Source organism: Streptomyces sp. NPDC002564 (assembly GCF_042889645.1).
Classification (GTDB): domain Bacteria; phylum Actinomycetota; class Actinomycetes; order Streptomycetales; family Streptomycetaceae; genus Streptomyces.
The window spans coordinates 202,694-227,154 of record NZ_JBIARE010000004.1 but is presented as its reverse complement, the minus strand read 5'-3'; the positions used below and the strand labels follow the sequence as shown (position 1 = coordinate 227,154).

16 protein-coding genes, 1 tRNA gene and 1 pseudogene are annotated in these 24,461 nt (G+C 71.6%); 9 read left to right on the top strand and 9 right to left on the bottom strand.

All coding sequences use genetic code 11. The features are described from left to right. Window positions 1-28 precede the first annotated feature (28 nt). Together ACFYXE_RS16190 and ACFYXE_RS16185 are read left to right on the top strand one after the other, a co-directional pair. Entirely contained in the window at window positions 29-1,252 is a 1,224-nt protein-coding gene (locus tag ACFYXE_RS16190; protein ID WP_361169068.1) for an amidohydrolase family protein, read from the top strand. Window positions 1,253-1,306: 54 nt separating this feature from the next. Then, complete coding sequence (locus tag ACFYXE_RS16185) at window positions 1,307-2,227, top strand: FkbM family methyltransferase (protein WP_361169071.1); 921 nt, start codon at window positions 1,307-1,309, stop codon at window positions 2,225-2,227. Between the two features lie 22 nt (window positions 2,228-2,249). Here ACFYXE_RS16185 and ACFYXE_RS16180 read toward each other — a convergent pair whose 3' ends face one another. Next, window positions 2,250-3,011, bottom strand: a complete 762-nt coding sequence (locus tag ACFYXE_RS16180; protein WP_389312872.1) for a glycosyltransferase family 2 protein — start codon at window positions 3,009-3,011, stop codon at window positions 2,250-2,252. 458 nt (window positions 3,012-3,469) lie between these two features. Beyond that, a complete protein-coding gene (locus tag ACFYXE_RS16175; RefSeq protein ID WP_389312870.1) occupies window positions 3,470-7,723 on the bottom strand; it encodes a hypothetical protein in 4,254 nt (1,417 codons plus the stop codon). Between the two features lie 677 nt (window positions 7,724-8,400). Here ACFYXE_RS16175 and ACFYXE_RS16170 point away from each other — a divergent pair. Both ACFYXE_RS16170 and ACFYXE_RS16165 read left to right on the top strand, forming a co-directional pair. Further along, window positions 8,401-9,666: a ferredoxin reductase gene (locus ACFYXE_RS16170; protein ID WP_389312868.1), complete on the top strand. Its 1,266-nt coding sequence runs from the start codon at window positions 8,401-8,403 to the stop codon at window positions 9,664-9,666. A gap of 283 nt (window positions 9,667-9,949) precedes the next feature. Then, a complete protein-coding gene (locus tag ACFYXE_RS16165) occupies window positions 9,950-11,008 on the top strand; it encodes a fatty acid desaturase family protein (RefSeq protein WP_389312866.1) in 1,059 nt (352 codons plus the stop codon). Window positions 11,009-11,093: 85 nt separating this feature from the next. Here ACFYXE_RS16165 and ACFYXE_RS16160 read toward each other — a convergent pair whose 3' ends face one another. The 4 genes from ACFYXE_RS16160 to cseB all read right to left on the bottom strand — a co-directional run bounded on the left by ACFYXE_RS16160 (window position 11,094) and on the right by cseB (window position 16,855). Beyond that, complete coding sequence (locus ACFYXE_RS16160; protein ID WP_389312864.1) at window positions 11,094-13,757, bottom strand: ABC transporter permease; 2,664 nt, start codon at window positions 13,755-13,757, stop codon at window positions 11,094-11,096. A gap of 75 nt (window positions 13,758-13,832) precedes the next feature. Beyond that, window positions 13,833-14,621 (bottom strand): ABC transporter ATP-binding protein, encoded by a 789-nt coding sequence (locus ACFYXE_RS16155; protein WP_389312862.1) that lies wholly within the window; start codon window positions 14,619-14,621, stop codon window positions 13,833-13,835. A gap of 165 nt (window positions 14,622-14,786) precedes the next feature. After that, window positions 14,787-16,097, bottom strand: coding sequence for a sensor histidine kinase (locus tag ACFYXE_RS16150; protein WP_389312860.1), 1,311 nt, complete (start codon window positions 16,095-16,097; stop codon window positions 14,787-14,789). Between the two features lie 5 nt (window positions 16,098-16,102). After that, window positions 16,103-16,855 (bottom strand): two-component system response regulator CseB, encoded by a 753-nt coding sequence (gene cseB, locus ACFYXE_RS16145; RefSeq protein WP_389312858.1) that lies wholly within the window; start codon window positions 16,853-16,855, stop codon window positions 16,103-16,105. A 364-nt stretch (window positions 16,856-17,219) separates the two neighbouring features. Here cseB and ACFYXE_RS16140 point away from each other — a divergent pair, with 364 nt between their 5' ends. From ACFYXE_RS16140 to ACFYXE_RS16120, 5 genes are all read left to right on the top strand, one after another. Continuing rightward, the gene (locus ACFYXE_RS16140) at window positions 17,220-17,678 is read left to right on the top strand and encodes a hypothetical protein (protein ID WP_389312856.1); all 459 of its coding nucleotides are present in this window, start codon (window positions 17,220-17,222) and stop codon (window positions 17,676-17,678) included. A gap of 243 nt (window positions 17,679-17,921) precedes the next feature. Further along, entirely contained in the window at window positions 17,922-18,422 is a 501-nt protein-coding gene (locus ACFYXE_RS16135; RefSeq protein ID WP_389312855.1) for a hypothetical protein, read from the top strand. A gap of 361 nt (window positions 18,423-18,783) precedes the next feature. Continuing rightward, on the top strand, window positions 18,784-21,369 hold the full coding sequence (locus ACFYXE_RS16130; RefSeq protein WP_389312854.1) for a NucA/NucB deoxyribonuclease domain-containing protein: 2,586 nt from the start codon (window positions 18,784-18,786) through the stop codon (window positions 21,367-21,369). An 87-nt stretch (window positions 21,370-21,456) separates the two neighbouring features. Continuing rightward, window positions 21,457-22,029: an SMI1/KNR4 family protein gene (locus tag ACFYXE_RS16125; protein WP_389312852.1), complete on the top strand. Its 573-nt coding sequence runs from the start codon at window positions 21,457-21,459 to the stop codon at window positions 22,027-22,029. A 180-nt stretch (window positions 22,030-22,209) separates the two neighbouring features. Next, window positions 22,210-22,413 carry a hypothetical protein gene (locus tag ACFYXE_RS16120; protein ID WP_389312850.1) on the top strand — a complete coding sequence of 68 codons (204 nt, stop codon included), beginning with the start codon at window positions 22,210-22,212 and terminating at the stop codon, window positions 22,411-22,413. Between the two features lie 24 nt (window positions 22,414-22,437). Here the strand turns inward: ACFYXE_RS16120 and ACFYXE_RS16115 are convergent. From ACFYXE_RS16115 to ACFYXE_RS16105, 3 genes and pseudogenes are all read right to left on the bottom strand, one after another. Beyond that, window positions 22,438-23,019: pseudogene (locus tag ACFYXE_RS16115) on the bottom strand (serine hydrolase); the annotation flags it as partial. A 440-nt stretch (window positions 23,020-23,459) separates the two neighbouring features. Beyond that, a tRNA-Pro gene (locus ACFYXE_RS16110) sits at window positions 23,460-23,533 on the bottom strand. A gap of 46 nt (window positions 23,534-23,579) precedes the next feature. Continuing rightward, complete coding sequence (locus tag ACFYXE_RS16105) at window positions 23,580-24,314, bottom strand: Pr6Pr family membrane protein (RefSeq protein WP_389312848.1); 735 nt, start codon at window positions 24,312-24,314, stop codon at window positions 23,580-23,582. Window positions 24,315-24,461: the final 147 nt, after the last annotated feature.

Below are 24,461 nucleotides of genomic sequence, written 5' to 3'. Positions count from 1 at the left end.
AAACCGGCAGGCAGTAGGGGGCACAGCAGTGGTCAGCAGCGAGGTCGGCACCAAGGAACTCCCCCGGGTCATCAGCGTGGACGACCACGTGATCGAGCCCGCGCACCTCTTCGAGACGTGGCTCCCGGCCAAGTACCGCGACCGGGGCCCCAAACCCTTCACGGCGGGCATCGGCGAGCTGGAGTACATCGGCGGCAAGTACCGCTTCACGACGGACCCGGCCGGGCAGATCACCGACTGGTGGGAGTACGAGGGCAGCATCTTCCCGTACAAACGGATCATCGCCGCCGTCGGCTTCTCGCGGGACGAGATGACGCTGGACGGCATCACCCGCGAACAGATGCGGCGCGGCTGCTGGGACCCGAAGGCGCGCCTCGCGGACATGGACATCAACCACGTCGAGGCGTCCCTCTGCTTCCCGACCTTCCCGCGCTTCTGCGGCCAGACCTTCTCCGAGGCCAAGGACAAGGAGGTCGGGCTCGCCTGCGTGCGGGCGTACAACGACTGGATGGTCGAGGAGTGGTGCGGCGACAGCGGCGGGAGGCTGATCCCGCTGTGCCTGATCCCGCTCTGGGACGTCGACCTCGCCGTCGCCGAGATCCGGCGCAACGCCGCCCGGGGCGTGCGGGCCGTCACCTTCAGCGAGATCCCGACCTATCTGGGCCTGCCGTCGATCCACTCCGGGTACTGGGACCCCTTCTTCGCCGCGTGCGAGGAGACCGGGACCGTGGTGAACATGCACATCGGCTCGTCGTCGCAGATGCCGGCCGCCTCCCCGGACGCGCCGCCCGCCGTGCAGGCCTCGCTCTCCTTCAACAACGCGATGGCCTCGATGATGGACTTCCTCTTCAGCGGCGTCCTGGTGAAGTTCCCCCGGCTCAAACTGGCCTACAGCGAGGGCCAGATGGGCTGGATCCCGTACGCCCTGGAGCGCGCCGACGACGTGTGGGAGGAGCACCGGGCCTGGGGCGGCGTGAAGGACCTGATCCCCGAGCCGCCCTCCACGTACTACTACCGGCAGATCTTCTGCTGCTTCTTCCGCGACAAGCACGGCATCGAGGCCATCGAGACCGTCGGCGTCGACAACGCCACCTTCGAGACGGACTACCCGCACGTCGACTCGACCTGGCCGCACACCAAGGAGGTCGCCGCCGACCACGTCGGCCACCTCCCCGAGGAGGTGGCGTACAAGCTGCTGCGCGGCAACGCCATCCGCATGCTGGACCTGCCCTTCGACCGGGCCGGGCGGTAGCCGCCCGGGGCGGGACGGATACCGTTCATCCGACCCCGGTGGAGAGGCAGTCGGATGAGCAGGTCCCTTTCGCAGACGCTGGTCACGCTCGGGCGCCGGTACGTGCGTGCCGCGCCCGGCGACGTCGGGAAGGCGGCGCTGGCCGCCCGGTTCCTGAACCCGCGGCTGCGGGACGAGCCCCGCCGCCGCGTCGTCGCCGACCGCGGCGGCCACCGGTTCGCCGTCGACACCCAGGACCTCATCCAGCGCTACGTCTATCTCTTCGGGGCCTGGGAGCCGCACATGACGCGGTGGCTGCGGGGGCGGCTGCGGCCCGGGGACGTCTTCGTCGACGTCGGCGCGAACGTGGGCTACTTCGCGGTCGTCGGGTCCGGCCTCGTCGGCACGCACGGCCGGGTGGTGGCCGTCGAGGCCTCGCCGGTCTTCCACCGCAGGGTGCTCCAGCACGCGGAGCTGAACGGCGCCACCAACATCCGGGCGGTCAACGCCGCGGTGTCGGACGGCCACAAGCGGCTCACCTTCGTCCTCGCCAGCTCGCACAACATGGGCGCCAACAGCATCGTCCCCTACGACGGGCCCGCCGAGTCGACCTTCGAGGCGGACGCCGTCCCGCTGCCCGAGCTCCTGACGCCCGACGAGCTCGCCCGCGCCCGCGTCATCAAGATCGACGTGGAGGGTGCGGAGGGCGGCGTCGTGCGGGGGCTCGCCCCGGTCCTGGACCGGCTGCGGCCCGATGCGGAGATCGCCGTGGAGGTCACCCCGGACCGCATGGCGCAACTCGGCGACTCCGTCGAGGAGTTGACGGACACCTTGCGCAGCGCGGGCTTCCACGCGTACCGGCTGGTCAACGACTACAGGCCGGAGAGCTATCCGGGCGCGATCCGCCGGCCGCTGGCGCCCGTGCGCTGGCGGCGGCCGGTGGTCGGCGAGACCGAGCTGGTGTTCTCGCGGGTGGACGCGGAGACGCTGGACTGAGGGGGCGCGCCCGCGGTGTGCCTCAGCCGGAGGCGGGCGGGGCGGTCCAGCGCAGACCCGCGAGCGCCCGCGCCCGCGCCTCGACGACGGCCATGCGTGCCGTCCGCTCTGCGGTGTCGACGTGGGCGGACTGGCCCGTCATCTGCCCCTCCCACTTGCGGTAGAGCAGGCCGGGCTCGGCCGAGAACCAGCCGCGGGACACGGAGTTGAGCGCGAGCAGCAGCCCCGTGTCCTCGGACGCGGGCAGTGCCATCCAGCCGCCCAGGGCGACCAGGAGGTCGCGCCGGACGCAGAGCGTCGCCGGGTGGACCGGCGCCCGGTGGCCGTGCGCCGCCCAGTGGTCGAGCACCGTGTGCCGCTCGACCGGGCCGTGCTCGGGGTCGTCGGGGAACCCGGCCGTGGAGCCGTCGGGCAGCAGGTCGAGGGCGCGCGAGGTGGCCCAGCCGATCGCCGGGTCCCCTTCGAGCGCCGCGAGGTCCCGCGCGAGCGCGCCGGGGGTCAGCCGGTCGTCGGCGTCCAGGACCTTCACGTACGGCCCGTCGGCGTGCGCGAGCGCCATGGTGCGGGCGACGCCGGGGCCGCCGGGACGCCCCTGGCGGAACGTCACGCGCGGGTCGTCCGGTACGTGGGGTGCGACCCGGTCGCTCGTGCCGTCCTCCTGGACGAGCCAGCGCCACTCCCAGTCCCCGGGCAGTTCCTGGGCGCACAGCGACGCGTACGCCTCCGCGAGGAAAGGCGCCGAAGGGGCGTGGACGGCGGTGACGACGATGATGCGCCGATGCACGGCACCCACCACCTTTCCCGAGGAAACGGCAGGCCCGCGAGGGCGACCGGAGGGAAGTCTTCCGGGCCACACCCTACGGCTCGCCGATGCCCGAACGGGCAACGGGTGGCGCACTTCCCGCCGTCTTTATGGCCGGAAGTTTCCCTACGAAACGATCTCGGTCCCCAATCGCACAGGAGCTGCCGCGCGGTGAATAGCGGGGTGCGAATTGGGGGCGTCGCGCAGGGCCGGACGCGGGGTGGGGGCGCCGGGCCGGAACATGGAAGTGCCCGATCGCTGGCGACGGGGGATGCACCAGCGATCGGGCTCTGCCCAACAATAACAAGGCCTGATGCGCGGCGGGAGTCAACTCCGGGACCGAAGTGTGGAGTTGTGATCGGGATCACTTCACGCGCCGGTAGTTGAGAGGGAGAGAATCACGGTCGAGAAACAGTCCAGAGTTACTCGACTCCTCTTGGTCACTCGTCGCACGGCGGCTCGTAGGAGAGCCGGGGAAGATATTCATCCCATTTCTCCCGCGTGAGAACACCCCGTGTGGTCGAGCAAATACGCTTCACCGCGTCATCGGTGTCCAGGTTCCACAGGCGGACGGTGTCGGTGCCGCTCGACACCCCGATCAGGTTGCTGCGCGGGCTGAACGTCAGGAAGCTGCCCGTCTTCGCGTTCGGGCTCATCGACTGGCCGATGGGCGAGGCCTTCGCCGGTTCGTCGACGTCCCAGAGCCGGACCGTGTTGTCGTTGCCGCCGCTCGCCAGGGTGTGGCCGTCGCCGCCGAACGTCAGGGACACCACCGCGTCGGTGTGCCCGGTCAGCGTGGCGGCGACGCGGGGCGCGCGCGGATGGCCCGCGACGTCCCAGAGCCGGACCGTGCCGTCGTCGCTGCCGGAGGCCAGCGTGCGCCCGTCGGGGCTGAACACGACCGTGTTGATGGGGCCCAAGTGGCCCTTCAGGGGCGCCCCGAGCGGGGTGGCCCGGTGCGGGTCGGTCACGTTCCAGCGGCGCACGGTGGCGTCCGCGCTGCCGCTGACCAGGGTCCGCCCGTCCTTGCTGAACGCCAGGGAGTTGACGTAGCCCTGGTGGCCGGTGAGCGGCGGGCCGATGCGGCGCAGGTCGCCCGGCGAGTCGACGTCCCACAGCTGGATGGTGCGGTCGGTGTCCACCGTCGCCAGGGTGCGGCCGTCCGGGCTGAAGGCGAGCGCCGCCGCGAACCGGGTGCGCAGCGCGACCGGCCGGCCGTAGGGGACGGGGTTCTTCGGGTCGGCGACGTTCCACAGCTGGACGGCGCGGTTGCCCGTGAGCAGCGCGAGGGTGCGGCCGTCGGGGGAGAAGACCGGCGCGCGGACGTTCCCCTCGCCGGGCCGGATCGGCTTGCCCAGCGCGACCGGGTGGTCGGGGCGCTGCACGTTCCACAGCCGGACCTTCTCGTCGCGCGCGGCGGTGGCGAGCACCTTCCCGTCGGGGCGGAAGGCGCCGATGCGGCCGAGCATGTCGGACGTCGGGATCGACCAGAGGCGGACCTTGTTGTCGCCGCTGCCGGTGGCGAGGGTGCGCCCGTCGGGGCTGAACCCGAGCGCGTACATCTCCCCACTGCTGCCCGCGAGCGGCTCGCCGACCTGCGAGGGGTGCGCGGGGTCGCGGACGTTCCACAGGCTCGCCGTGCTGTCCGCGCTCGCGGCGGCGAGCATGGTGCCCGCCCGGTTGAAGGCCACGGACCACATGGGTCCGGTGTGGCCGGTGAGCGGGGTGCCCAGGGAGCGGCTCCGGCGCGGGTCGTGCACGTCCCAGAGCCGGATGGTGCTGTCCGCGCCGCCGCTGGCGAGGGTGGTGCCGTCGGGGCTGAAGGCGACGGAGTGCACCGTGCCCGAGTGGCCGCGCAGCTTCGTGTCGAGCGGCTCGGGGCGGCGGCGGTCGGCCGTGTCCCACAGCAGGATCGTGCCGTCGTCCCCGCCCGCCGCCAGCGTCCTGTCGTCGGGGCTGAACGCCACCGAGCGCACGGCCGCGGTGTGGCCGTGCAGCGTGGCGAGCCGGGTGGGCCGTGCCGGGTCGGCCACGTCGTACACGCGCACGGCGTGGTCCTCGTTGGCCGCGGCCAGGGTGCGGCCGTCCTTGCTGAACGCCAGCAGGTAGATGGTGCCGCCGTGCCCGCTCACCGGCTCGCCCAGCGGGCGCGGGCGGGCCGGGTCGCGGACGTCCCACAGCCGGATCGTGCCGTCGTCCGACGCGCTGGCCAGGGTGTCGCCGTCCGGGCTGAACACCGCGGTGCTCACCCAGCTCTTGTGGCCGGTGAGGGGCGTGCCGAGCTGCTTGGCGTGCGCCGGGTCCGACACGTCCCACAGCCGGACGGTCCGGTCGTAGCTCGCGGTCGCGAGGGTGCGCCCGTCGGGGCTGAACGAGGTGAGGTAGACGGCGCCCTTGTGGCCGAGCAGCGGGGTGGCGAGCGGGGCGTTGACGATGGAGATCAGCCGGTTCTGGGTGCCCTCGTCGCCGGGGCGCAGGTCGTGCGCGACCAGGTCGAGCTGGGCGGAGAGGGACGGGTCGGTGTCCTGCGCGCGGTCGGCCTCGGCCACCACCTGCTCGAACACCGCGTCGTCCCGCTGCTGGCGCGCGACCACCGCCGAGACGACGGCGACCATCGCCAGCACGACCAGGGTCGCCACCGCGCCCCGGCTGATCCAGACCGTCCGCCTGCGCAGCCGCCCCGACGCGGCGAGGAACTCCACCGCGCCCCGGGTCAGGAAGGTGTCGCCCGCGCTCCTGGCCCACGCCCGCGCCTGTTCGAGGCGGGAGCCCCGGTAGAGCAGCGCCGAGTCGCGCTCGGACTCCTCCCAGGCCTTGCCGTCCTCCTCCAGGCGCTGGCGCAGCAGGTTGTCGTTGCGGTCCTCGTCGATCCAGTCGCGCAGCCGCGGCCAGGCGTGCAGCAGTGCCTCGTGGGTGATCTCGACGGTCTCCGCGTCGAGGGTCACCAGCCGGGCGCGGACCAGCGCCTCCAGGGACTCCTCCGTCTTGTGCGGGTCGGTCGACTCCTCCGCGAGCTGGCGGCGGGTGCCGCGGCGCCGGGTCGCCTGGGTGTCCTCGCCGAGGCGGACCAGACGGAGCAGGAGCAGCCGGGCCGCGGTGCGGGCCGCCGGGTCCAGGCCGGACCAGGCGCGCTCGGCGGTCGCCGCCACCGCGCCCTGGATGCCGCCCGCGGCGCGGTAGCCGGCCAGCGTCAGGCGGCCGGTCTTGCGGCGCTGCCAGGTGGCGAGCAGGGCGTGGGACAGGAGCGGCAGCACGCCCGCGTCGTGCGCCCCGCGGGGGCCGTCGGTGCTGACCTCCCGGACGATGAGCTCGGCGAGGCCCGGTTCGAGCTCCAGGCCCACGGCCTTGGCCGGGCCGGTCACGGCCTTGCGCAGTTCGCCGCTGGTCAGCGGGCCGAGCACCATGTGGCGGTGCTGCAGGGCGTCGGCGAGTTCCGGGTAGCCGAGGCACTCCTCGTAGAAGTCGGCGCGGATGCCGAGGACGACGAGCGCGGGGGCCGGACCGCCGTCGTCGGCGGGGGCGCAGGCGGCGTGCAGCAGCTGGATGAAGGTGCGCCGGTCGGCCTCGTCCGGGGTGAGGGTGAAGGTCTCCTCGAACTGGTCGACGATGACGACGGGGCGCAGGGCGTCGGAGGCGATGGTTCCGGAAGTGGTGGCTCCGGAGGCGGTGGTTCCGGAGGTGGTGGCTCCGGGGGTGGTGGCTCCGGAGGTGGTGGCTCCGGAGGCGATGGTTCCGGAAGCGGTGGTTCTGGGGGTGGTGGTTCCGGGGGCGCCGAGTCCCTCGCGCCCGCTGTGACCGCCGTGACCGCCGTGACCGCCGTGTCCGCCCTGCCCGTCCCGTCCGCCCTGCCCGTCAGTGGCCGGTGCGGCCTCTGCGGCCTGCGTGGCCCAGGTGGTGGCGGCCTCGCGCACGGCCCGGACGAACTCCGGCGTGCCGGGCTCCGACTCGTGCTGCTCCTGCCGCCGGGCGACGGCGACCGCGGGGGCGAGCTCGGGTATCTGCCGGGTCAGCTCCGCGAGCGGGTCGGCGCCCGGCACGAGCTGCAGGACCGGTCCGGTGGCCCCGCCGTCCGCGTCGTCCAGCGCGCCGTTGCGCAGGGTGGGTACGAGGCCCGCGTTGAGGAGGGAGGACTTGCCCGCCCCGGACGCGCCCACGAGCATCACCAGGCCGCCCGTGTCCCGCGCCGCGCGGAGCTGGGCGACGAGCGCCTCCGTGCTCCGGTCCCGGCCGAAGAACCACTGGGCGTCCTCCTGCCGGTACGAGGCGAGCCCCCGGTACGGGCAGACGGCGGGGACGTCCGGCGCCTCGGCCGCCGGCCCCTCCTCGTCCTCCGCGGGACCCGTGGCGCCGCCGACCGGGTCGGCCACGGCGCGCTCCCACAGCCGGTGCCATTGCGCCATGTCGTACAGGCCCGCGGACACCGGGGCGGGTCGCTCGCGGCGCGCCTCGGGTATGAGGACGTGCAGGACCGCGGCGAGCGCGGCGAACTGCGCGGGCACGTTCTTCGCGCGTCGCCAGTCGCTGATCCGCTGCGCGGACACGCGTACGGGCCGCCCGCGTTCGTCGACGCGCTGCAGGCGTACGACCGCTTCGGCCACACGCTTGAGGGGCGGGTTGCCGGCTTCCTTGTACAGCAGCGCGAGACGCTCCGCGAAGCTTGTGCGTGCCCCTGAGTCGGAACTCAAGGCCTCCACCCCTTACTTCCGCCGCACCTGGACATCCGGACCGGAAAACTCACTTTATACGGCTGACCTGCGGTTAAGTTGTCCGGACGAAGCCGGAACCTCCTCTGCGGGAGCGGTAGCTGGCAGGATCTCGTCCCAGTAGCGGACCAACCACACAGCGTCCTGGCAGGTCATCAGCCCGGGGCCGACAACGGTGGCGCAGGCCACCGAATGTTCTGAGCCTGGCTTGCCCCGGAGTCACCACGGCACGTCGCGTGAGCTCCGAGGACACGTGTGGTCGGCCAAATCCGGACCGCGTTCACATCGATCGCGGATCCGGACTTTCCCTGATCCGCGCCGATACGCAGTTGCACCGCGCGTCGGCGTCGTACGCGTCGATCGGTGCCGGTCCCCACGAGGGGAGGGACCGGCACCGATACGACGCGGAGAGTCCCGCCGACGGCATCGGGCCATCCTCGCCCGCCCGCGCGGTCCGCCCCCGCACGGTCCTGCCGCACCCCGCCCAGCCCACGGACGCGCCCCCGCCGACGCCGCCCGGCCGCCCGGTGGCGCAAAGCGGTCCGGCGCCGGTGTGGTCCGCTCCGCGGTGTGTTTCGCTCGGCCTTCCTCAGGTACCGGGTCCTCCGGCCCGGAGTCCCCCGGTACGGATCCGGCGGGGACCCGGCCCCGCAGGGGAAGGTCCGCACGTGTCCAAGTACACGCCCACACAACCCTTTTCCGACACTTTTTCCCTCCTGCCCGCTCTGGCGCTGAAGGCGGCGTCCTGGCTGACCAGCCCCCTCGCCCCGGACGACTTCCTCGGCCTGGTCGATCCGCTCTGGTCGGCGCGGCACCCCGCGGGCCGGGTCACCGCCGTCCGGCCGGAGGGCGACGCGGCGGCCACGCTGGTGATCCGGCCGGGCCGGGGCTGGCGCGGCCACCGGGCGGGCCAGTACCTGCCGGTCGGCGTCGAGATCGACGGCGTACGGCACTGGCGCACGTACTCGATCACCGCGCCCGCGGCCCCGGCGCCCGGCGGCGAGGTGACCATCACGGTCAAGGAGCGGCCGGACGGCCGGGTCTCGCCGTGGCTGGTGCGCCGGACGGAGCCGGGTGACGTGCTCCTGCTGGGGCCCGCACAGGGCGAATTCGTGCTGCCGGGCACGCCGTCCGGCCGGTCCGCGCCCGCCCCGCTGCTGTTCGTGACGGCGGGCAGCGGCATCACCCCCGCCCTGGGGATGCTGCGCACCCTCGACCGCGGCGACCGCGACCACCGCAGACATCAGGGACATGGTGGACGCGGCGGGCATGGCGGACGCGGCGGAGATGGCGGACGCGGCGGACACGGTGGACGCGGCGGAGATGGCGGAGATGGCGGCCGGGATCCCCGCCGCCCCGCCCCCGCGCCGGACACCGTCCTGCTGCACAGCGCCCCGGACGCCCGCACGGGCCTCTTCGGCGCCGAGCTCGCGGCACTGGCGGCCCGTTCGCCCTGGCTGACCGTCCACGTCGTCCACACCCGCAGGGAGGGACGGCTCACCATGGACGGGATCGCCGCCCGCTGCCCCGACTGGCGCGCCCGGGAGGCCCGGGTGTGCGGCCCCGCCGGGCTGCTCGACGCCGCCGAACGGCACTGGGCGGCCGCGGGCGTACGGGAAAAGCTGCGGACGGAACGCTTCCGGCTCACCCCCCTGCCGCCGCGCGACGAGAGCGGCGCGGGGCACCCCGTGCGGTTCCGGCGCAGCGGGGTCGAGGTGCGGGCGGCACCGTCCGTGCCGCTCCTCGCGGCCGGCGAGTCGGCGGGCGTGCGGATGCCGTACGGGTGCCGGCGCGGGATCTGCCTGGGCTGCCTGGTCCCGCTCGCCGGCGGACGGGTGCGCGACCTGCGCACCGGCGAGACGCGCGGCGAACCGGGCGAGCTGATCCAGACCTGCGTCAACGGAGCCGCGGGACCGCTCGCCCTCGATCTGTAGGAACCCCGAAGAGACCCGATGTGCCCGAGCTCCCCTGGAGACTCCCATGCCCACGACCGTGCCCACGCCCCGCACCACTCCCGTGACCCCCATGACTCATCCCCTGCCCGGGACTTCCGGCCTTACTGCCGTCGAATCCGTCGGGTCCGCCGAGCCCCCCGAATCTGCCGGGTCCGTCGGGTCCGCCGAGCCCCCCGAATCTGCCGAATCTGCCGAATCTGCCGGGTCCGTCGGGTCCGGCGGGTCCGGCGGGTCCGTCGGGTCGGGAGGGGCGGCGTCCCGGGTGCCGACGCCGACGGGCGTCGTGCCGGGCGCGGACCGCGCCGAGCGCCTCGGGCGCGAACTGGACGCGCTGCGCGCCGAGATCCTCGCCGCACGCGGGGCGGACGACGCCCGGTACATCCGTACGGTGATCGCCGTGCAGCGCGGCTGCGAGGCGGGCGGCCGGGCCGCGCTCGCCGTCTCCCTCCTCCCGCCCGCCTGGTGGGCCGGGACCACCCTGCTCGCCGTCGCGAAGACGCTGGAGAACATGGAGCTCGGCCACAACATCCTGCACGGCCAGTGGGACTGGCTGGGCGACCCCGCGATCCACTCGACCACCTGGGAGTGGGACTTCGTCACCCCGGCCGAGGCCTGGAAGCGCACCCACAACCACCTGCACCACACGTACACCAACGTCGTCGGCCGCGACCGCGACCTCGGCTACACGGTCCTGCGCATGAGCCCGGACCAGCCCTGGCACCCGGCCCACCTGCTGCAGCCCCTGTTCACCGCGCTGCTCGCGCCGGTCTTCGAGTGGGGCATCGCCCTGTACGACCTGGAGGCCGAGGCGGTGCCGCGGGGCGCCAAGAGCGTGCGCTCGCTGCTCGGCGACGTGACGGGCCTGGTCCGCAAGGCCGCCCGCCAGGCCGCCAAGGACTACGTCCTCTTCCCGCTCCTCGCGGGCCCCTCCGCGCTGCCCTGCCTGCTCGGCAACCTCACCGCCAACACCGCCCGCAACATCTGGGCGCACACGGTCATCTTCTGCGGCCATTTCCCCGGCGACGTGCAGACGTTCACCGAGGAGCAGATCGACGGCGAGACCCGCGGCGAGTGGTACCTGCGGCAGATCCAGGGCTCGGCGAACATCGAGGGCAGCCCTCTCCTGCACGTGCTCAGCGGCAACCTGAGCCACCAGATCGAGCACCATCTCTTCCCCGACCTGCCCAGCAACCGCTACGCCGAACTCGCCCCCCGGGTCCGGGAGATCTGCGCCCGCCACGGACTGCCCTACGTCACCGGGCCGCTGTGGCGGCAGTACGCGTCGATGTGGGGGCGCGTACTGCGGAACGCGGTGGCGTGAGGGCCGTGCCCGTACGAGGACAGGGGAGCCGGGAGCCGGGAGCCGGGAGCCGGGAGCCGGGGGCGGGGTCCCGGGAGGGGGAGCGTCACCCCTCCGCCACCGCCTCCAGCGGGCTCAGCGCCGCCGCCCGGCGGGCCGGGAGCGCCGCCGCGGCCGCCCCGGTCGCCAGGGACACCAGACAGACGAGGAGCAGCGTCCCCCAGGGCAGCGTCAGGGTGTACCCGGGCAGCGCGCCGGAGGTCAGCGAGCCGACCGCCCACGCCCCGAACAGGCCGCCCGCGAGGCCCAGCAGGGTGCCGAACGCGGCGACGGTCACGGACTCGCGCCGGATCATCCGCCGGATGCCGGCGCGGTCCATGCCGACGGCGCGCAGGACGCCGATCTCGCGGGTGCGCTCGGACACCGACATGGCCAGGGTGTTCACGATGCCGAGCAGCGAGATGACGACGCCGATGGCGAGCAGCCCGTACATCAGGGTGAGCAGGTCGCCCAGCGAGCCCGCGGCCTCGTCGACGATCTCCTCGCGGTCCTTCACCTGGACGAGGGGGCTGTGGCCGGTGGCGGCGCGCAGCCGGTCCGCGGTGGCCGCCGGGTCGGCGCCGTCGTCGGTGCGGACCAGGATCCGCTGGACGGAGCCGGGGCTGAAGGCGTGCCGCTGCACCTCGGCGCGGGCGCCCAGCGCGTCGTGGGCGGTGGGGTTGTCCCGGTAGACGCCGACGACCGTGTACCGCTCGAACCCCCGGCCGGTGCCCATGCGGGCGGTGACGGTGCCGCCCGCGCGCACGCCCTGTTCCCGGGCGGCCGTGGCGGAGAGCGCGATCCGGCCGGGGCCGAGATCCTTGAGGGAGCCGCTGGTGAAGTCGAGGTCCAGCACGTCGTCCACCGTCGCGGGATCGACGCCGGAGATCTCCCGCACCCCGCCGCCGACGAACAGCGTGGAGTCCGCGACGGGCACCGCCGTGCGCACCCCGTCCGTCCCCGCCACCCGGCGGACGGCGGCCGGGTCGACGGCGGTGGTGCTGGTCCTGCTGCCGATCACGTAGTCCGCGCCGAGCCCGGCGGCGGCCTGCCGGTCCAGGGCCCGGCCCGCGGAGGTCCCGATCACCGCGAGCCCGGCGACCAGCGCGGTGCTGATCAGCAGGGCGGAGGCGGTGGCGGCGGTGCGCCGGGGATCGCGGAGCGCGTTCTCGCGGGCGAGCCGGGCGATGACGCGCGAGCGGGCCGAGCCCCTGGCACGGCCGTTCGCCGCGGCCGGGCCGCCGGAGCGGTCCGCTGCGGCCGGGTCCCCGGAGCGGCCGACGGCGCCGGAGAGCCGTTCGCCGAGACGGATCACCGGTGCGGCGAGCAGCGGGGCCAGCACGATCAGGGCGGTGACCAGGAGCGCGCAGCCGAGCAGCGCCTGCTGCAGGTTCGCCTCCGAGGCGTCCTCGGCCCCGGTGAGGGCGACCAGCAGTCCGGCACCGAGGACGAGCAGGCCGAGCCCCGTCGCGCCGCGGACGCGGGACGCGGTGGCGGAGGGCGGCTGTTCGGACGAACGCAGCGCCTCCAGGGGCGCGACCTTCGCCGCCCTGCGGGACGGCAGCCACGCGGCGAGCACGGTGACGCCCACGCCGACGCCGAGCGCCGCGACGACCGGAAGCGGACCGATCACCAACGGCCCCTGGGGGAGCGTGTCCTGAGAGGTGCTCAGCAGGTGCGGCAGTACGGAGGCGATGCCGAGGCCCAGCACGAAGCCGGCCGCGGACGCGGCGAGCCCGACCAGCGCCGCCTCGCACAGCACGGAGCGCACCACCTGGCGGCGCGAGGAGCCGATCGCCCGCAGCAGCGCGATCTCCCGCGTGCGCCGGGAGACGAGCATGGTGAACGTGTTGACGATCAGGAAGGACCCGATGAACAGCGAGACGGCGGCGAAGATGGTGGGCATCTTCTGGTGGCCGCGCGTCAACGTGTCCAGATAGGTGGACTGTTGGGCGGCACGGGCGGCGCCGCTGGTCGCCTCGGCGCGGTCGGCGGGGAGCACGGCGCCGACGCGGTCGGCGAGCGTGAACTGGTCGGTGCCGGACGCGGCCGACAGGTCGATCGAGGTGTAGTGCCCCGGCGACGCGAACAGCCGCTGCGCGGTCGCCCGGTCGAACAGGGCGAGGGTCCCGCCCGCGGTCACCCGGCTGTCCGTGGTGGTGACGATGCCGACGAGCCGCTTTTTCAGCACGGGTCCGTCGGTGGCCAGGGTGACCGTGTCGCCGATCTTCAGCTTCCCCGCGGCGGCGGTGCCGCTGTCCACGAGGAGCTCGCCGGCACCGGACGGGGCCCGCCCCTCGGCCAGCGGATAGCGGCTGTCCGCGCCCTTCTTGTCCGGTAGGTAGGCGCCGGCCAGGTTCGCCCACGCCTTCCCGGCCCGCAGCGGGCTGCCGTCCGCGGCGTTCAGGGTCGCCGAGCCGTCGGCGGCGGGCCGCACGGCGGCGACACCGGGCACCCCGGCGAGCTTCCGTACGAGGGAGTCGTCGAGCACCGCGTCCTGCGCGGCGCCGTCCTTCCCGGCCGCGCCGGTCCCGGGCGGCTGCTCCTTGGCGGTCACGGTGACGGCGATGTCCGCGAAGTCGCGGGCCGCCGCGGCGCGGTAGGCGGCGGCGGAGGAGTCCGCGAAGACGAGGGTGCCGGTGACGAACGCGACGCCCAGACAGACCGCGAGCACGGTCATGGCCAGACGCGCCTTGTGCGCGAGAACGTTGCGCAGGGCTGTTTTCAGCATGGGTGACTTCAGGCTTCCAGGCTTACGGGGGCGGGGTGGCGACGGGGGAGACGGGGGCGGCGGCCGGGGCCGGGGTCAGCGCCCGGCGTCGGCGGCGCGCGTGTCGAACGCCTTCATCAGGTCCAGGACCCGCTCCGGGGTCGGCTGCGTCATCTCGTCGACGAGGCGCCCGTCCGAGAGGAAGACGACGCGGTCGGCATAGCCCGCGGCGACCGGGTCGTGCGTCACCATGACCACGGTTTGGCCCAGCTCGCGCACCGAGTCGCGCAGGAAGCCGAGAACCTCGGCCCCGGCACGGGAGTCGAGGTTGCCGGTGGGCTCGTCCCCGAAGACGATCGCGGGCCGCGAGACCAGCGCCCGCGCCACCGCGACGCGCTGCTGCTGCCCGCCGGACAGCTGCCCGGGGCGGTGCCCGAGCCGCTGCGCGAGGCCCACCATGGAGACGACGCGGTCCAGCCACTCCGGGTCGGGCCTGCGCCCGGCGATGTCCAGCGGCAGCGTGATGTTCTCCAGGGCGGTCAGCGTCGGCAGCAGGTTGAACGCCTGGAAGACGAAGCCGATCCGGTCCCGGCGCAGAGCCGTGAGCCGCCGGTCGTCGAGCGTGCTCAGCTCGGTGGTGCCGATGCGGACGGAGCCGGAGGTGACCGTGTCGAGTCCCGCGGCGCAGTGCAGCAGCGTCGACTTGCCGCACCCCGACGGCCCCATGATCGCCGTGAACTCGCCCTCCCGGAAGCCGATGTCGACCCGGTCGAGCGCGACGACCCGGGTGTCACCGCTGCCGTAGACCTTCGTCAGGCCGACGGTGGCGGCCGCGATCCCGGGATCGGGGCGAAGCGCGTACGGGGCGGGGGGAGCGGAGGTCACGGGGGACTCCTCTTCGAAGTGCGGTGGGGACGGCGGGCGGCGCGGGGGCCGCACTTCGAAGGGTGTCCGGGGAACGTATCGGCGCCCGGGGCCGCCGTGTATCGACGCCCGCGCAGCCTCGTATCGAGTCCGTAGGGCCTGGTGGACGGGGGCGGGTGGCGGGGATCAGGTGGGCGGCAGCCGCAGGGTGGCGACGGCGCCGCCGTCCGGGTCGTTGGCCAGCCGCAGCTCGGCGCCGAGGACCCGGGCCTGGCCCAGCGCGATGGTCAGCCCGAGCCCGTGCCCGGTGCCGCGCTCGGCCGCGCCCGTGTGGAACCGGCGCGGCCCGTCGCGCAGCAACTGGTCGGGGAAGCCGGGGCCGTGGTCGCGTACGACGACGGTGTGCCCCTCGACGGTGACGTGCACCGGCACGGCTCCGTGCCGGTGGGCATTGACGACGAGGTTGGCGACGATGCGTTCGAGACGGCGGGGGTCGGTGTCGACGGTGGGGGTGGCCTCCACCGCGGCCTCCACCACGGGCTCCACCACGGCCTCCACCACGGTGACGGACGTGTCGAGTCCGGTGCGGGCCACTGCCTCGCGGACGACGGCGGCGAGCGGGACGTGGGTGCGTACCGGCTGTTCGGCGCCCGCGTCGAGCCGTGAGATCTCCAGCAGGTCCTCCACCAGGGCGCGCAGATCACGCACCCGCCCGCGCACCAGGTCCGCCGTCTCGCCGGGCGGCAGCAGATCGGCGGCGGCGAGCAGCCCGCCGACAGGGGTACGCAGTTCATGGGCGACATCCGCGCTGAACTGCCGCTCGACGCGCAGCTGTCGGCCGATGCTGTCGGCCATCCGATCGACGGTGGCGGCGATCTCGGACACCTCGTCGCGGCCCTTGGTCGGCCCGGTCCTGGCGTCGAGGTCCCCCGCGGAGATCCGCCCCGCCGTCTCGGAGACCCGCCGCAGCCGCCGGGCGACCAGCCCGGCCCCGTACACCGCGAGCGGCACGGCCGCCGCGAGCGCGACCAGCGAGGCGACGGCCATGCTGGCGTCGAGCCTGCGCAGCCCGTAGAGGTCCGGGCTCATGTTGATCTGGACGGCGAGGACCCGGCTGCCGGGCCCGCCGGTCCGCTGGGCGGCCCAGACGCTCGGCCCGAGGTTCCCGTCGACGTGCGCGTCGTAGGCGGTGTGCCGTTTGTCGTCGGCCGGACGGCGCAGGGCGGCGGGCAGTCCGGCGGGGTCGAGCTCGGCGCCGTCGGAGAGCGTTCCGGTGCGGTGGTACGTCTCCATGGCCGAGTACACGGAACTGGTGGCGCGCGCCTCGGCGCGGTCGCGGATGTCCTGCGCGGTCCAGAAGTGCACCAGCAGGCCGACGGCCGCCGCGACCAGGCAGGCGGTGACCGCGGCCAGCGCGGCGATCTTCCGGCGCAGGGAGCCGCGGCCCCGCCCGCGCGCCCGGCCGGCCGCTCCCCTGCGCCGGAGCGGACTCGCCACGGCCCTCATCGCCGGAACTTGTAGCCGAAGCCGCGGACCGTCTCGATCCGGTCCCGCCCCAGCTTCCTGCGCAGCCGCTGCACGCACAGGTCGACGACCCGGCTGTCGCCGTCCCAGCCGTAGTCCCACACGTTGCGCAGCAGGGTGTGCCGCTCCAGGACGATGCCCGGGTGGGCGGCGAACTCGAGCAACAGCTTCAGCTCGGTCGGCGTGAGGGCGACGGGGGCACCGCCGAGGGAGACCTCCAGACCGCCGGTGTCGATGACCAGATCCCCGAAGACCAGCCGCGCCCCTTCCGGCGGCGCGGTCCCGTCGGCGGGGGCGGTCCCGGCGCCTTCGGCGGGCGCGTAGGTGGCGCGCCGCAGCAGCGACCGGATGCGCGCGACGAGCACGTACGTGTCGACGGGCTTGACCACGTAGTCGTCCGCGCCGGCCTCGAGACCGGCGACGACGTCGAGCCCGTCGCCGCGCGCGGACATCATGAGCACCGGCACCAGGCTGCTCTCGCGCACCCGCCGGCACAGCCCGATCCCGTCGAGCCCGGGCAGCATGACGTCCAGGATCAGCAGGTCGAAGTCCGCGCCCTGCGGCCCGTCCCGGAAGGCCTCCAGCCCCGCGAGCCCGTCGGCGACCGCCGTCACCGCGTACCCGTACCGCTCCAGGGCGACGGCGAACGACCGCCGCATCAGCTCGTCGTCCTCCACGAGCAGCACCCGGACGGGAGGAACGGACGCCGGGACGGAGACGGACGAGGACAAGGAGACGCTCCACTTCGGGCGGACGGGCGGACGGGCGGACGGGCGGACGGGTGGGGGAGCGGCACGCCCGGCACCCCGCTGCCGACCGGGGAGGAAAGGAAAGACGGAACGGCCACCGGAAGGGAACGATACGACGCCGTATCACCCGAAACGACAGCCATCACCCGCGCGCCGCACGCCCCCGCCGAACCGATGGCCGATGGAGCGGTGGCCGATACACGGCGGATACACGAAGCCGAGAAGTGGGAGCGACAAGGGATACCGGAAGCCACCGCTGGTACGTCTCCGACAGCACACGTGGGCCTCGTCCCGAACCGAGGACCACTGGACAGGGCATCCCTGCCGCTGCCTAGGCTGGCTCCCCATGGATCCCGACGTCACGCCCCAACAGCTCGCCGGAACCTGGCACATCGTGTGCTCGACGTTCCCGATGTGGCTGTCCGGCCGGCGGTCCGGCCCGACGTTCACCTACACCCCGCTCGCGGACGGCCACCGCATGCGCGACGAGGTCGCCTACAGCACCCGAAGGGGCGCACGCCGGATCATGGGAACCGACACCCGTGTCGGCACGGCGGCCTACCGTTGGCGCGGCCGGGGCCCGCTGGCGCTCCTGACCAGCACCTGGCGCATCGCGGAACGCTCCCAGGCGGACACCTGGGCAGTGATCACCTTCAACCGCTCCCTCGTCACGCCGGCGGGAGTGGACGTGATCGTCCGAGAGGCGCACCTCTCGAACGAGACCGCCTTCGCGGAAGCCCTGACCGCAGGCAAACGCCACGGAGCGGTTCCCGTGCCGGTGCCGGGGGTCGGACTCGGAGGATGAGACGGGGTCGGCGGCCGGCCGCGTGCCGGACAGCCATGCAGAAACAGGTGAGGCGCCCACCGAATCCGGTAAGCGCCTCACCTGCTGTTTCCCGCTGCAAGGGGGATTCGAACCTACGACCTCTTCGTCCCGAAGTAACTCGGGCCAGAGACTGACGTGGCCCATGACCCGAACTGACTCCGAGCCCTGCACACGACGGGCCTCGACCTCTCGCGCGGCACCCTCGAAGTCAGGCGCGATCTGGTGCGGCACACTCTGTATCTGGAGGAGCTGACCCACCAACTCGCCGTTGACTGGACGGCTTACCGCCACCAGTGCTGGCCCGCTTCGACCAACCCACACTTACTGGTCAGCCAGGTGAGTGCGGTCGACCCCGACCACCCAGCCGTCAGCATGGGCCTGCTGAGCGCCGCTCTCCCCCGAGGGCTGACTCTGAGCGGGCTGCGACAGGACCGCATTCTCAACGAGGCGTCCGAAAGCGCCGACCCTCTCAGACTGATGCGCCTGTTCGGTGTCACCGGGCAGACGGCGATGCGCTACGTCACCGTCGCCCACCCCCGAGCGCACGGCCAAGCTACGTCGGCGACGGTGGCCGCAAGCGACCGCGGCTGCCAGAACTGGGGGCCGGAGTACGGCGGGAGCACGCTGCTGGAGCAAAGAGTCCACAGCTCGGAGCCATGTAACGCCGTGCCGACTATCGCGGCAAGCCGCGCATCTGCCGCGACAGCGATTTCGGCGACCTGAGGGAACACGGCTCGCGCACAAGATCAGGTGCATGCATCTACTGTGGTTCCCCGTTCCGGCCGAATTCCGGCTGGGACCTGCCGCTCTTCAGTGGTATCTGAATCTTCCGTTCAGCCCCGTGCTTCATGTTGCCCACACGACTTGCGCACGAAGCTCACAAACGACCTCCTCGTGGGCGTGCCATTCCGGTTAGACGGCCAGGCCGCAGGACATCCAGCCAACTACGAGCCTTGACAAAAGTCTGCATCTTGTTTGATCTCGCGCCTGCCCGTTTCGCTCTGGTCTAGTCCTGCACCAACCGACGCAACAGAGGCGCACATTGAACCGAAGACCGATCTTAGGCACCGTCCTCGCGCTTGCGATGCTCCTCGGCATCGGCGCCCTCACAGGAGCAGCAACCCCCTCGGACGACAGCGACGTTCGCTACACCTACGAGTTCAACCCCAGCAAACAAGAGCCCAAAGAACCGATGGCGCCCGAAAAACGCAAAGCCATCTCGCGCTACGCATACCGCAACCTGCCCAGCTACGAAGAGCGGCAACGTCAACTCAAACGCCAGACACGATTATCGGCGCCGGGCATGGACACCTGCCGTAACGCTCCGGGCGCCGACAGAGAGGGCGGCGTGATCATCGACCGCTCCACGTGGTGCATGGTGGTACCCGATGCCGAGGTAAGGCTTAACAGGTGTACGCCGAACCCTCCGGTCTGCACGATGGCCGGACGCATCCTGTTCCGGATTTCGGTCATGGGCATCGGGCGTACAGGCCCCGCGGAGGCCGACCGCAAGACAGAGCTGTGGATACAGGTCGACAACTTCCGTCCCAGCGGCGAGAAGCCTCCGTGGGACGCCAAGCTCAAGTTCGAAGGGGCTAACTGCGATGTCAAGACGCCGAACGGCCCGAAGTGCAACGTCAGGAACGACGGGCGGAACGACACCTTAAGAAACTGGTCGCAGCCACCCTCGGACGACTGGGCCACGTTTTCCTCCCCGGAGGGCAACCTGACCGGCGACAAGGTCGCCAACTACACCTTCGGCCTCAACGCAACCGTTGAATATGGCCCGGGGCACGAGACTGAGCACCACACCTGGAAGGGAGGCCCGTTCCGCTGCGACTCGGCCATCTACGTCGGCTCCTCACGCGGATGCGTCTTCGACGACGACGAGCCCGTGACGTACCGGTTTGACTCGCGTCCGGGATGGAAAGAGCAGACCGACCACGTATGGGAAGCGCAGAAAACGCCGAACCGGACGAAGCCTTCATCAAAATTCGACAAGGTCATTCCAGGCTCGCCGCAGAGCAAAAACCCACTGACCAGAAGGTTCGACAAGGACACCTCGTCAAACAACGATAAGGAGAAGAATCGCAGGAAATCTCGCCGCCAGTGTCAGAAGTACTTCGGCAGGAACTATGCGACCGCAATACCGGACAAGCGGCGTGACTGTGACGAGTATCCGTATGCGTCTACCTATGAGGGATCGGATACGGGCGTCAACACTATCGATCCCAATGACGGTTACCGACACTTCTCCGTGAAGGCAATCAGTTCCAAGCACAATCAGGACGCCGGAAATGACCTGGAGAACAGTTTTTACAAGGTCAATCGAATGCTCGACGGCGACGAGTTCTACGTCCACCTGGTCACGCCGTCGGGAGGGGACTACAACGGACCCGACAAGCCGTCCGGTGTCGCAGCGCCGGTGACCTACCACCAGTGCTCCGCGGCGCCCGCTGTGGAAGCCAAGCAGGCCAAGCCGAAGGCTTACCCGGAGGATCTGTTCAACAAGTACGCCGCGACCACTCGTGACGGATGGACCGGAGGGGATTCGACGTACAGCGTCACGCTGCCTGACGGCCGCCGCCTGTGGCTGTTCTCCGACACCTTCCTCGGCCCTTTGAACGACAATGGCACCCGGCCCACCAGCGCGCCGCTGATCAACAGCACGTTCGTATCCCAGGTCGGCGACAACCTGAGCACCATCACCGGCGCTGACAGGAAAGCGATCATGCCGCCTTCGGCGGAGAAGCACTGGTACTGGCTCGGAGACGGCCTCGTCAGCACCATCGGCGGGGAGAAGAAGCTCCAGGTCATCTTCCACGAGTGGCACAAGTTCGGTTCCGGCGACTGGGACTTCAAAATCAAACAGTCACTCGTGGCCACGTTCGACCTGGCCGACCTCACCGAGCCCGAATCGATGCAGCCACTCCCCTCGGAGGCGGGTGTCCAGTGGGGATCAGCCGTCATGTCCGCCGAGCAGAGCGGCGACGGGTACACCTACATCTACGGCACCGATGACGCGCCCATCAACAAGGGCATGAGGATCGCCCGCGTCAAGGGAACCAACGTCTCCGACCCTGACAAGTGGCAGTACCTCAACTCCGGCAGAGGCCAGTGGATGTACGGCGAGACCGAAGGCGACAACGCACTGATCGGTGTGGCCAACGAGTACAGCGTCACGCCGTACAAGGGTAACTACGTCCTCATCAGCCAGGACAGCACAGAAGCCTTCAGCGGGAAGGTCCGCCTGTGGTCCGGCTGTGACCCGTACGGGGTCTTCGGCTCCTGGGAGGGCCACGACGTGGTGTACCGGATGCCCGAGCCGGGGCCGTACGGTGACTGCACCGAGGGGCAGGAGGACGGCAGGTGCTTCGCGTACAACGCGCACGTACCCCCGTCACTGGCCAGCGGCGGCCGCTGGATCATGTCCTACAACGTGAACAACTTCGACAACAACGTCACCCCCACTGGGGCTCACTACCGCGACCCCACCATCTACCGGCCACGTTTCGTGTCCTTCACCTTGGAGAGCTCCACCGTCACACGACAGGACGCGAAGATGAGCTACGGGATACAGCCACCGGACAAGTCGTCCGCGCCGTGCCGACCAGAACACCGACCGCCGGCCGGGGTCTTCCCCCTGCCAGGCGGCAAGACCTGCTCATAGCGCAACGTCGTTGAACCACACGCAGTGCCCGCCTCCCCGAGGGCAAGGCGGGCACCGCACTCGGCACAGGGGCAAGGGAGCGGACGTATGACGGTCGAGGAGTCCTGGGCGAAGATCGAACGCTGGATTGCCCAGCAGGCCCCTGAGGAGGACCCATTGCCGGGCCCCTGCACCCGCGAAGACCTTCAACGTCTCTATGAACGCCTCGGGGTGAGGCTGCCTGAAGACGTTGAGCGGTCACTGTTACGGCATGACGGGTCCGGCCTCACCGAGATCCTGCCCCCGGGGTACACGCTCCTCGGAATCGAGGAAATCCTCAGGAACCGTTCGATCTGGCTGGAGTATGCGACGCCCGATGACGCGAACCTGGGCTTAGAGGACAAGCCCTTCCTCGTTCCTATCGCCGAGCTCAGCGTCACGAAGCTGATGGTCGATACCAGAACAGGCCGACTCGGATCGTGGGACATCGAGGAAGGCTACTTTCTCAGCACAGACCCTCTGCGCGCTTCTCTGTCCGTGGCCCTTGCGTTTGTCGGGAACCTGCTGGCCTCTCCGCCGCCGTGGATCATGCCCCTCCCAGGAGGAGGCGAGTTAGAGGTAACCGACGTAGACCCAGATTTTCCCGGGACGCTCGTGTGGACCGACGACCCCATTGACTGACGTCCAAGAGGTCTGAGCTTGGGGAAACGAATCCAACGGCATGTTTCCGCCCGGCCTGCCCACCGAGCTGACGAACGCGAACGAGCGGAACTCGTGTGCCACGGCTCCCAAATCGACGGATCGGCGCGCGGGTTCTCGCTCACTCTCCTCGGGGAATCCGCGAACCCGCGCGCTTCCGACATGGGCACTACGAAGACGGACGCGCCGGAGCTGGGCGACGAGCAGTGGAGCCAGCTGTTCGCCTTCTCAGCCGCGGGGCAGCGCAACGTCGTCAAGCAGACGGCAATCCGTACCGGCAACGTTCTGATGGTCGTCTCCGGGGCCCCTGGCCTGCTCAACGCCCATCTGGCGGAGGCTGTCGCCAAGGCTCGCCCTGCGGAGTGAGCGTGCCCACCAAGCCGCCCCGCCTCAATCGAAGGCGAGTCCGCGGAAGGCGTTACGGACGTCCGTCAGTGGTTGGCGATCACGGGTGTAGTAGAGCTTGTTGGTCAGGAGCACCGCCCATCGCCGTTGACGAGGTGAGATCCACATGCCGGTGCCGGAGAAGCTGCAATGGACCCAGACGTCGTCGGCAGGGGCGGTGCCGGGGGCGGGGTGTCAGAACAGTCCGCGTACTGGTTCCAGGGCTCCGGTCTGGACGATCAGTGATTCTGCGGTCCAGGCCGGACCGAACCCAGCCTGCGCCGGGGCGGCCGGGGTGTCGAGCATGTAGCGCAAGAAGGCAGCGAGGTCGTCGAGGACCGTAAAGGTGCCGGCGATTCCGCACGCTCCGCCCAGGAGCCGAGCGGAGAAGTCGTGGGCAACGCCCTTGAGATGCGTATCGGTGTCTGGGTCGAGTTCGGTCGGTTCACAGCGAGCGGCGACCTCAACTGGCAGCGGTCCGAAGCACATGGGGCGCATGCCGAGCGGCTGCCAAGTCCGTTCTACAGAAACGTGGTTGAGGCCCTCACCGGACAGGTATTCGGCGAGGTAGCCGAGGGCGAGGGCGGCGTCCCCGGCGAGGGTGGCGATGACCGAGCGGACCTGCTTGTAGCCGGTCATCGCCGCGGGCGTTCGACCCGCTGCCTCTTGGCGGCCGAGGTGCGACAGGGGTCGGAGCAGTACTTCTGGCTGCGCGGGCGCCAATACTCCATCACCGTGCCGCAGACCGCGCACGGGCGCCCCGCTTGCCCGGAGGCGCTGTTATCGGCGTCGTTGGTGCTGCCGAAGCCGTAGTCCACAGGCTGTCCTCGGGTCGAGTAGGCGACTGGAGTTCGCGAACGCGCAGGTACGAGCGGACGCGTAGGAGGTGTGCCTCCCTAGCCGGGCGATCGTCCGCGGGGAGAAGCAGACCAAGATCTTCTCCCAGATTTCTCCCAAACGATCTCCGGGAACGAGTCAGGGGCCCGACCCGCTAAGCGGATCAGGCCCCTGACCTGGTGTTTCAGCTGTCGGGGTGGCGGGATTTGAACCCACGACCTCTTCGTCCCGAACGAAGCGCGCTGCCAAGCTGCGCTACACCCCGATGTCGTTGACCCACTGGCCTGCGGGGCAGGTCGTGGCGACATCGATTACTTTAGCGGACCGGCGGCCTGAGACGAAATCCGGTATTCGGGAGCCGGTGGGCGGGGGCGGATGCGGTCCAGGCCGACGACGAGCAGGGCCAGGGCGTAGAAGGACAGGCCGAAGACGACGGCGTTGCCGAGGACCCCCGCGTAGCCGTGCAGGTCGACGTCCAGGAACGGGTACGGGTAGCGGGCCGTCGAGCCCGGGGACAGCAGGGCGCCGCGGGCCAGCGCGAAGGCCAGGTACGCGAGGGGATAGAGCAGCCACAGGCCCGCGTAGCGCAGGCGCAGGCCCCCCGGCCTGGTGAGCAGCAGCCAGTCGAGGGCGACGCCGACCGGCGTCACGGTGTGCAGGAGCTGGTTGGAGACGGCGTGCCAGCCGGAGAGCGTGCCGCCGGTCATGGAGAAGGCGCTCGCCTCGTTCGCGAGGACCAGGTGGTACACGAGCCCCGTGATCGAGATGTAGACGAGTGTGCCGCCCGTCACCCACGGGGGGAGCGCCGGGCGGCCCTGCCAGGCCCGTCCCGCGGAGAGGCCCAGCACCACGGCGACCAGCACGTTGCTCTGGACCGTGAAGTAGCTGAGGACGCGCGGCGGGCTGCCGAGGGCCAGGTCGATGACGATCCCGGTCACCGCGGCGAGGGCGATCAGCGCGCGGAAGGCGGCCACGCGGGGACGGCGTACGGGTGGCACGACCGCCTCCGCCGGGACACCCATACCCATACGTATCGGAGCGATCATGCCCCCACGGTAGGCATCATTCCGGTTGAGTGCCCACCGCCCGGTGCGTCGTCCCGCCGCCCGGTGCGTCATCCCACCCCATCCGCCGCGGCGCCGGCCGGGCGTCCGGCCGGCACCCCGCTCCCGGCGGAACGGAGGGGCCCCGCC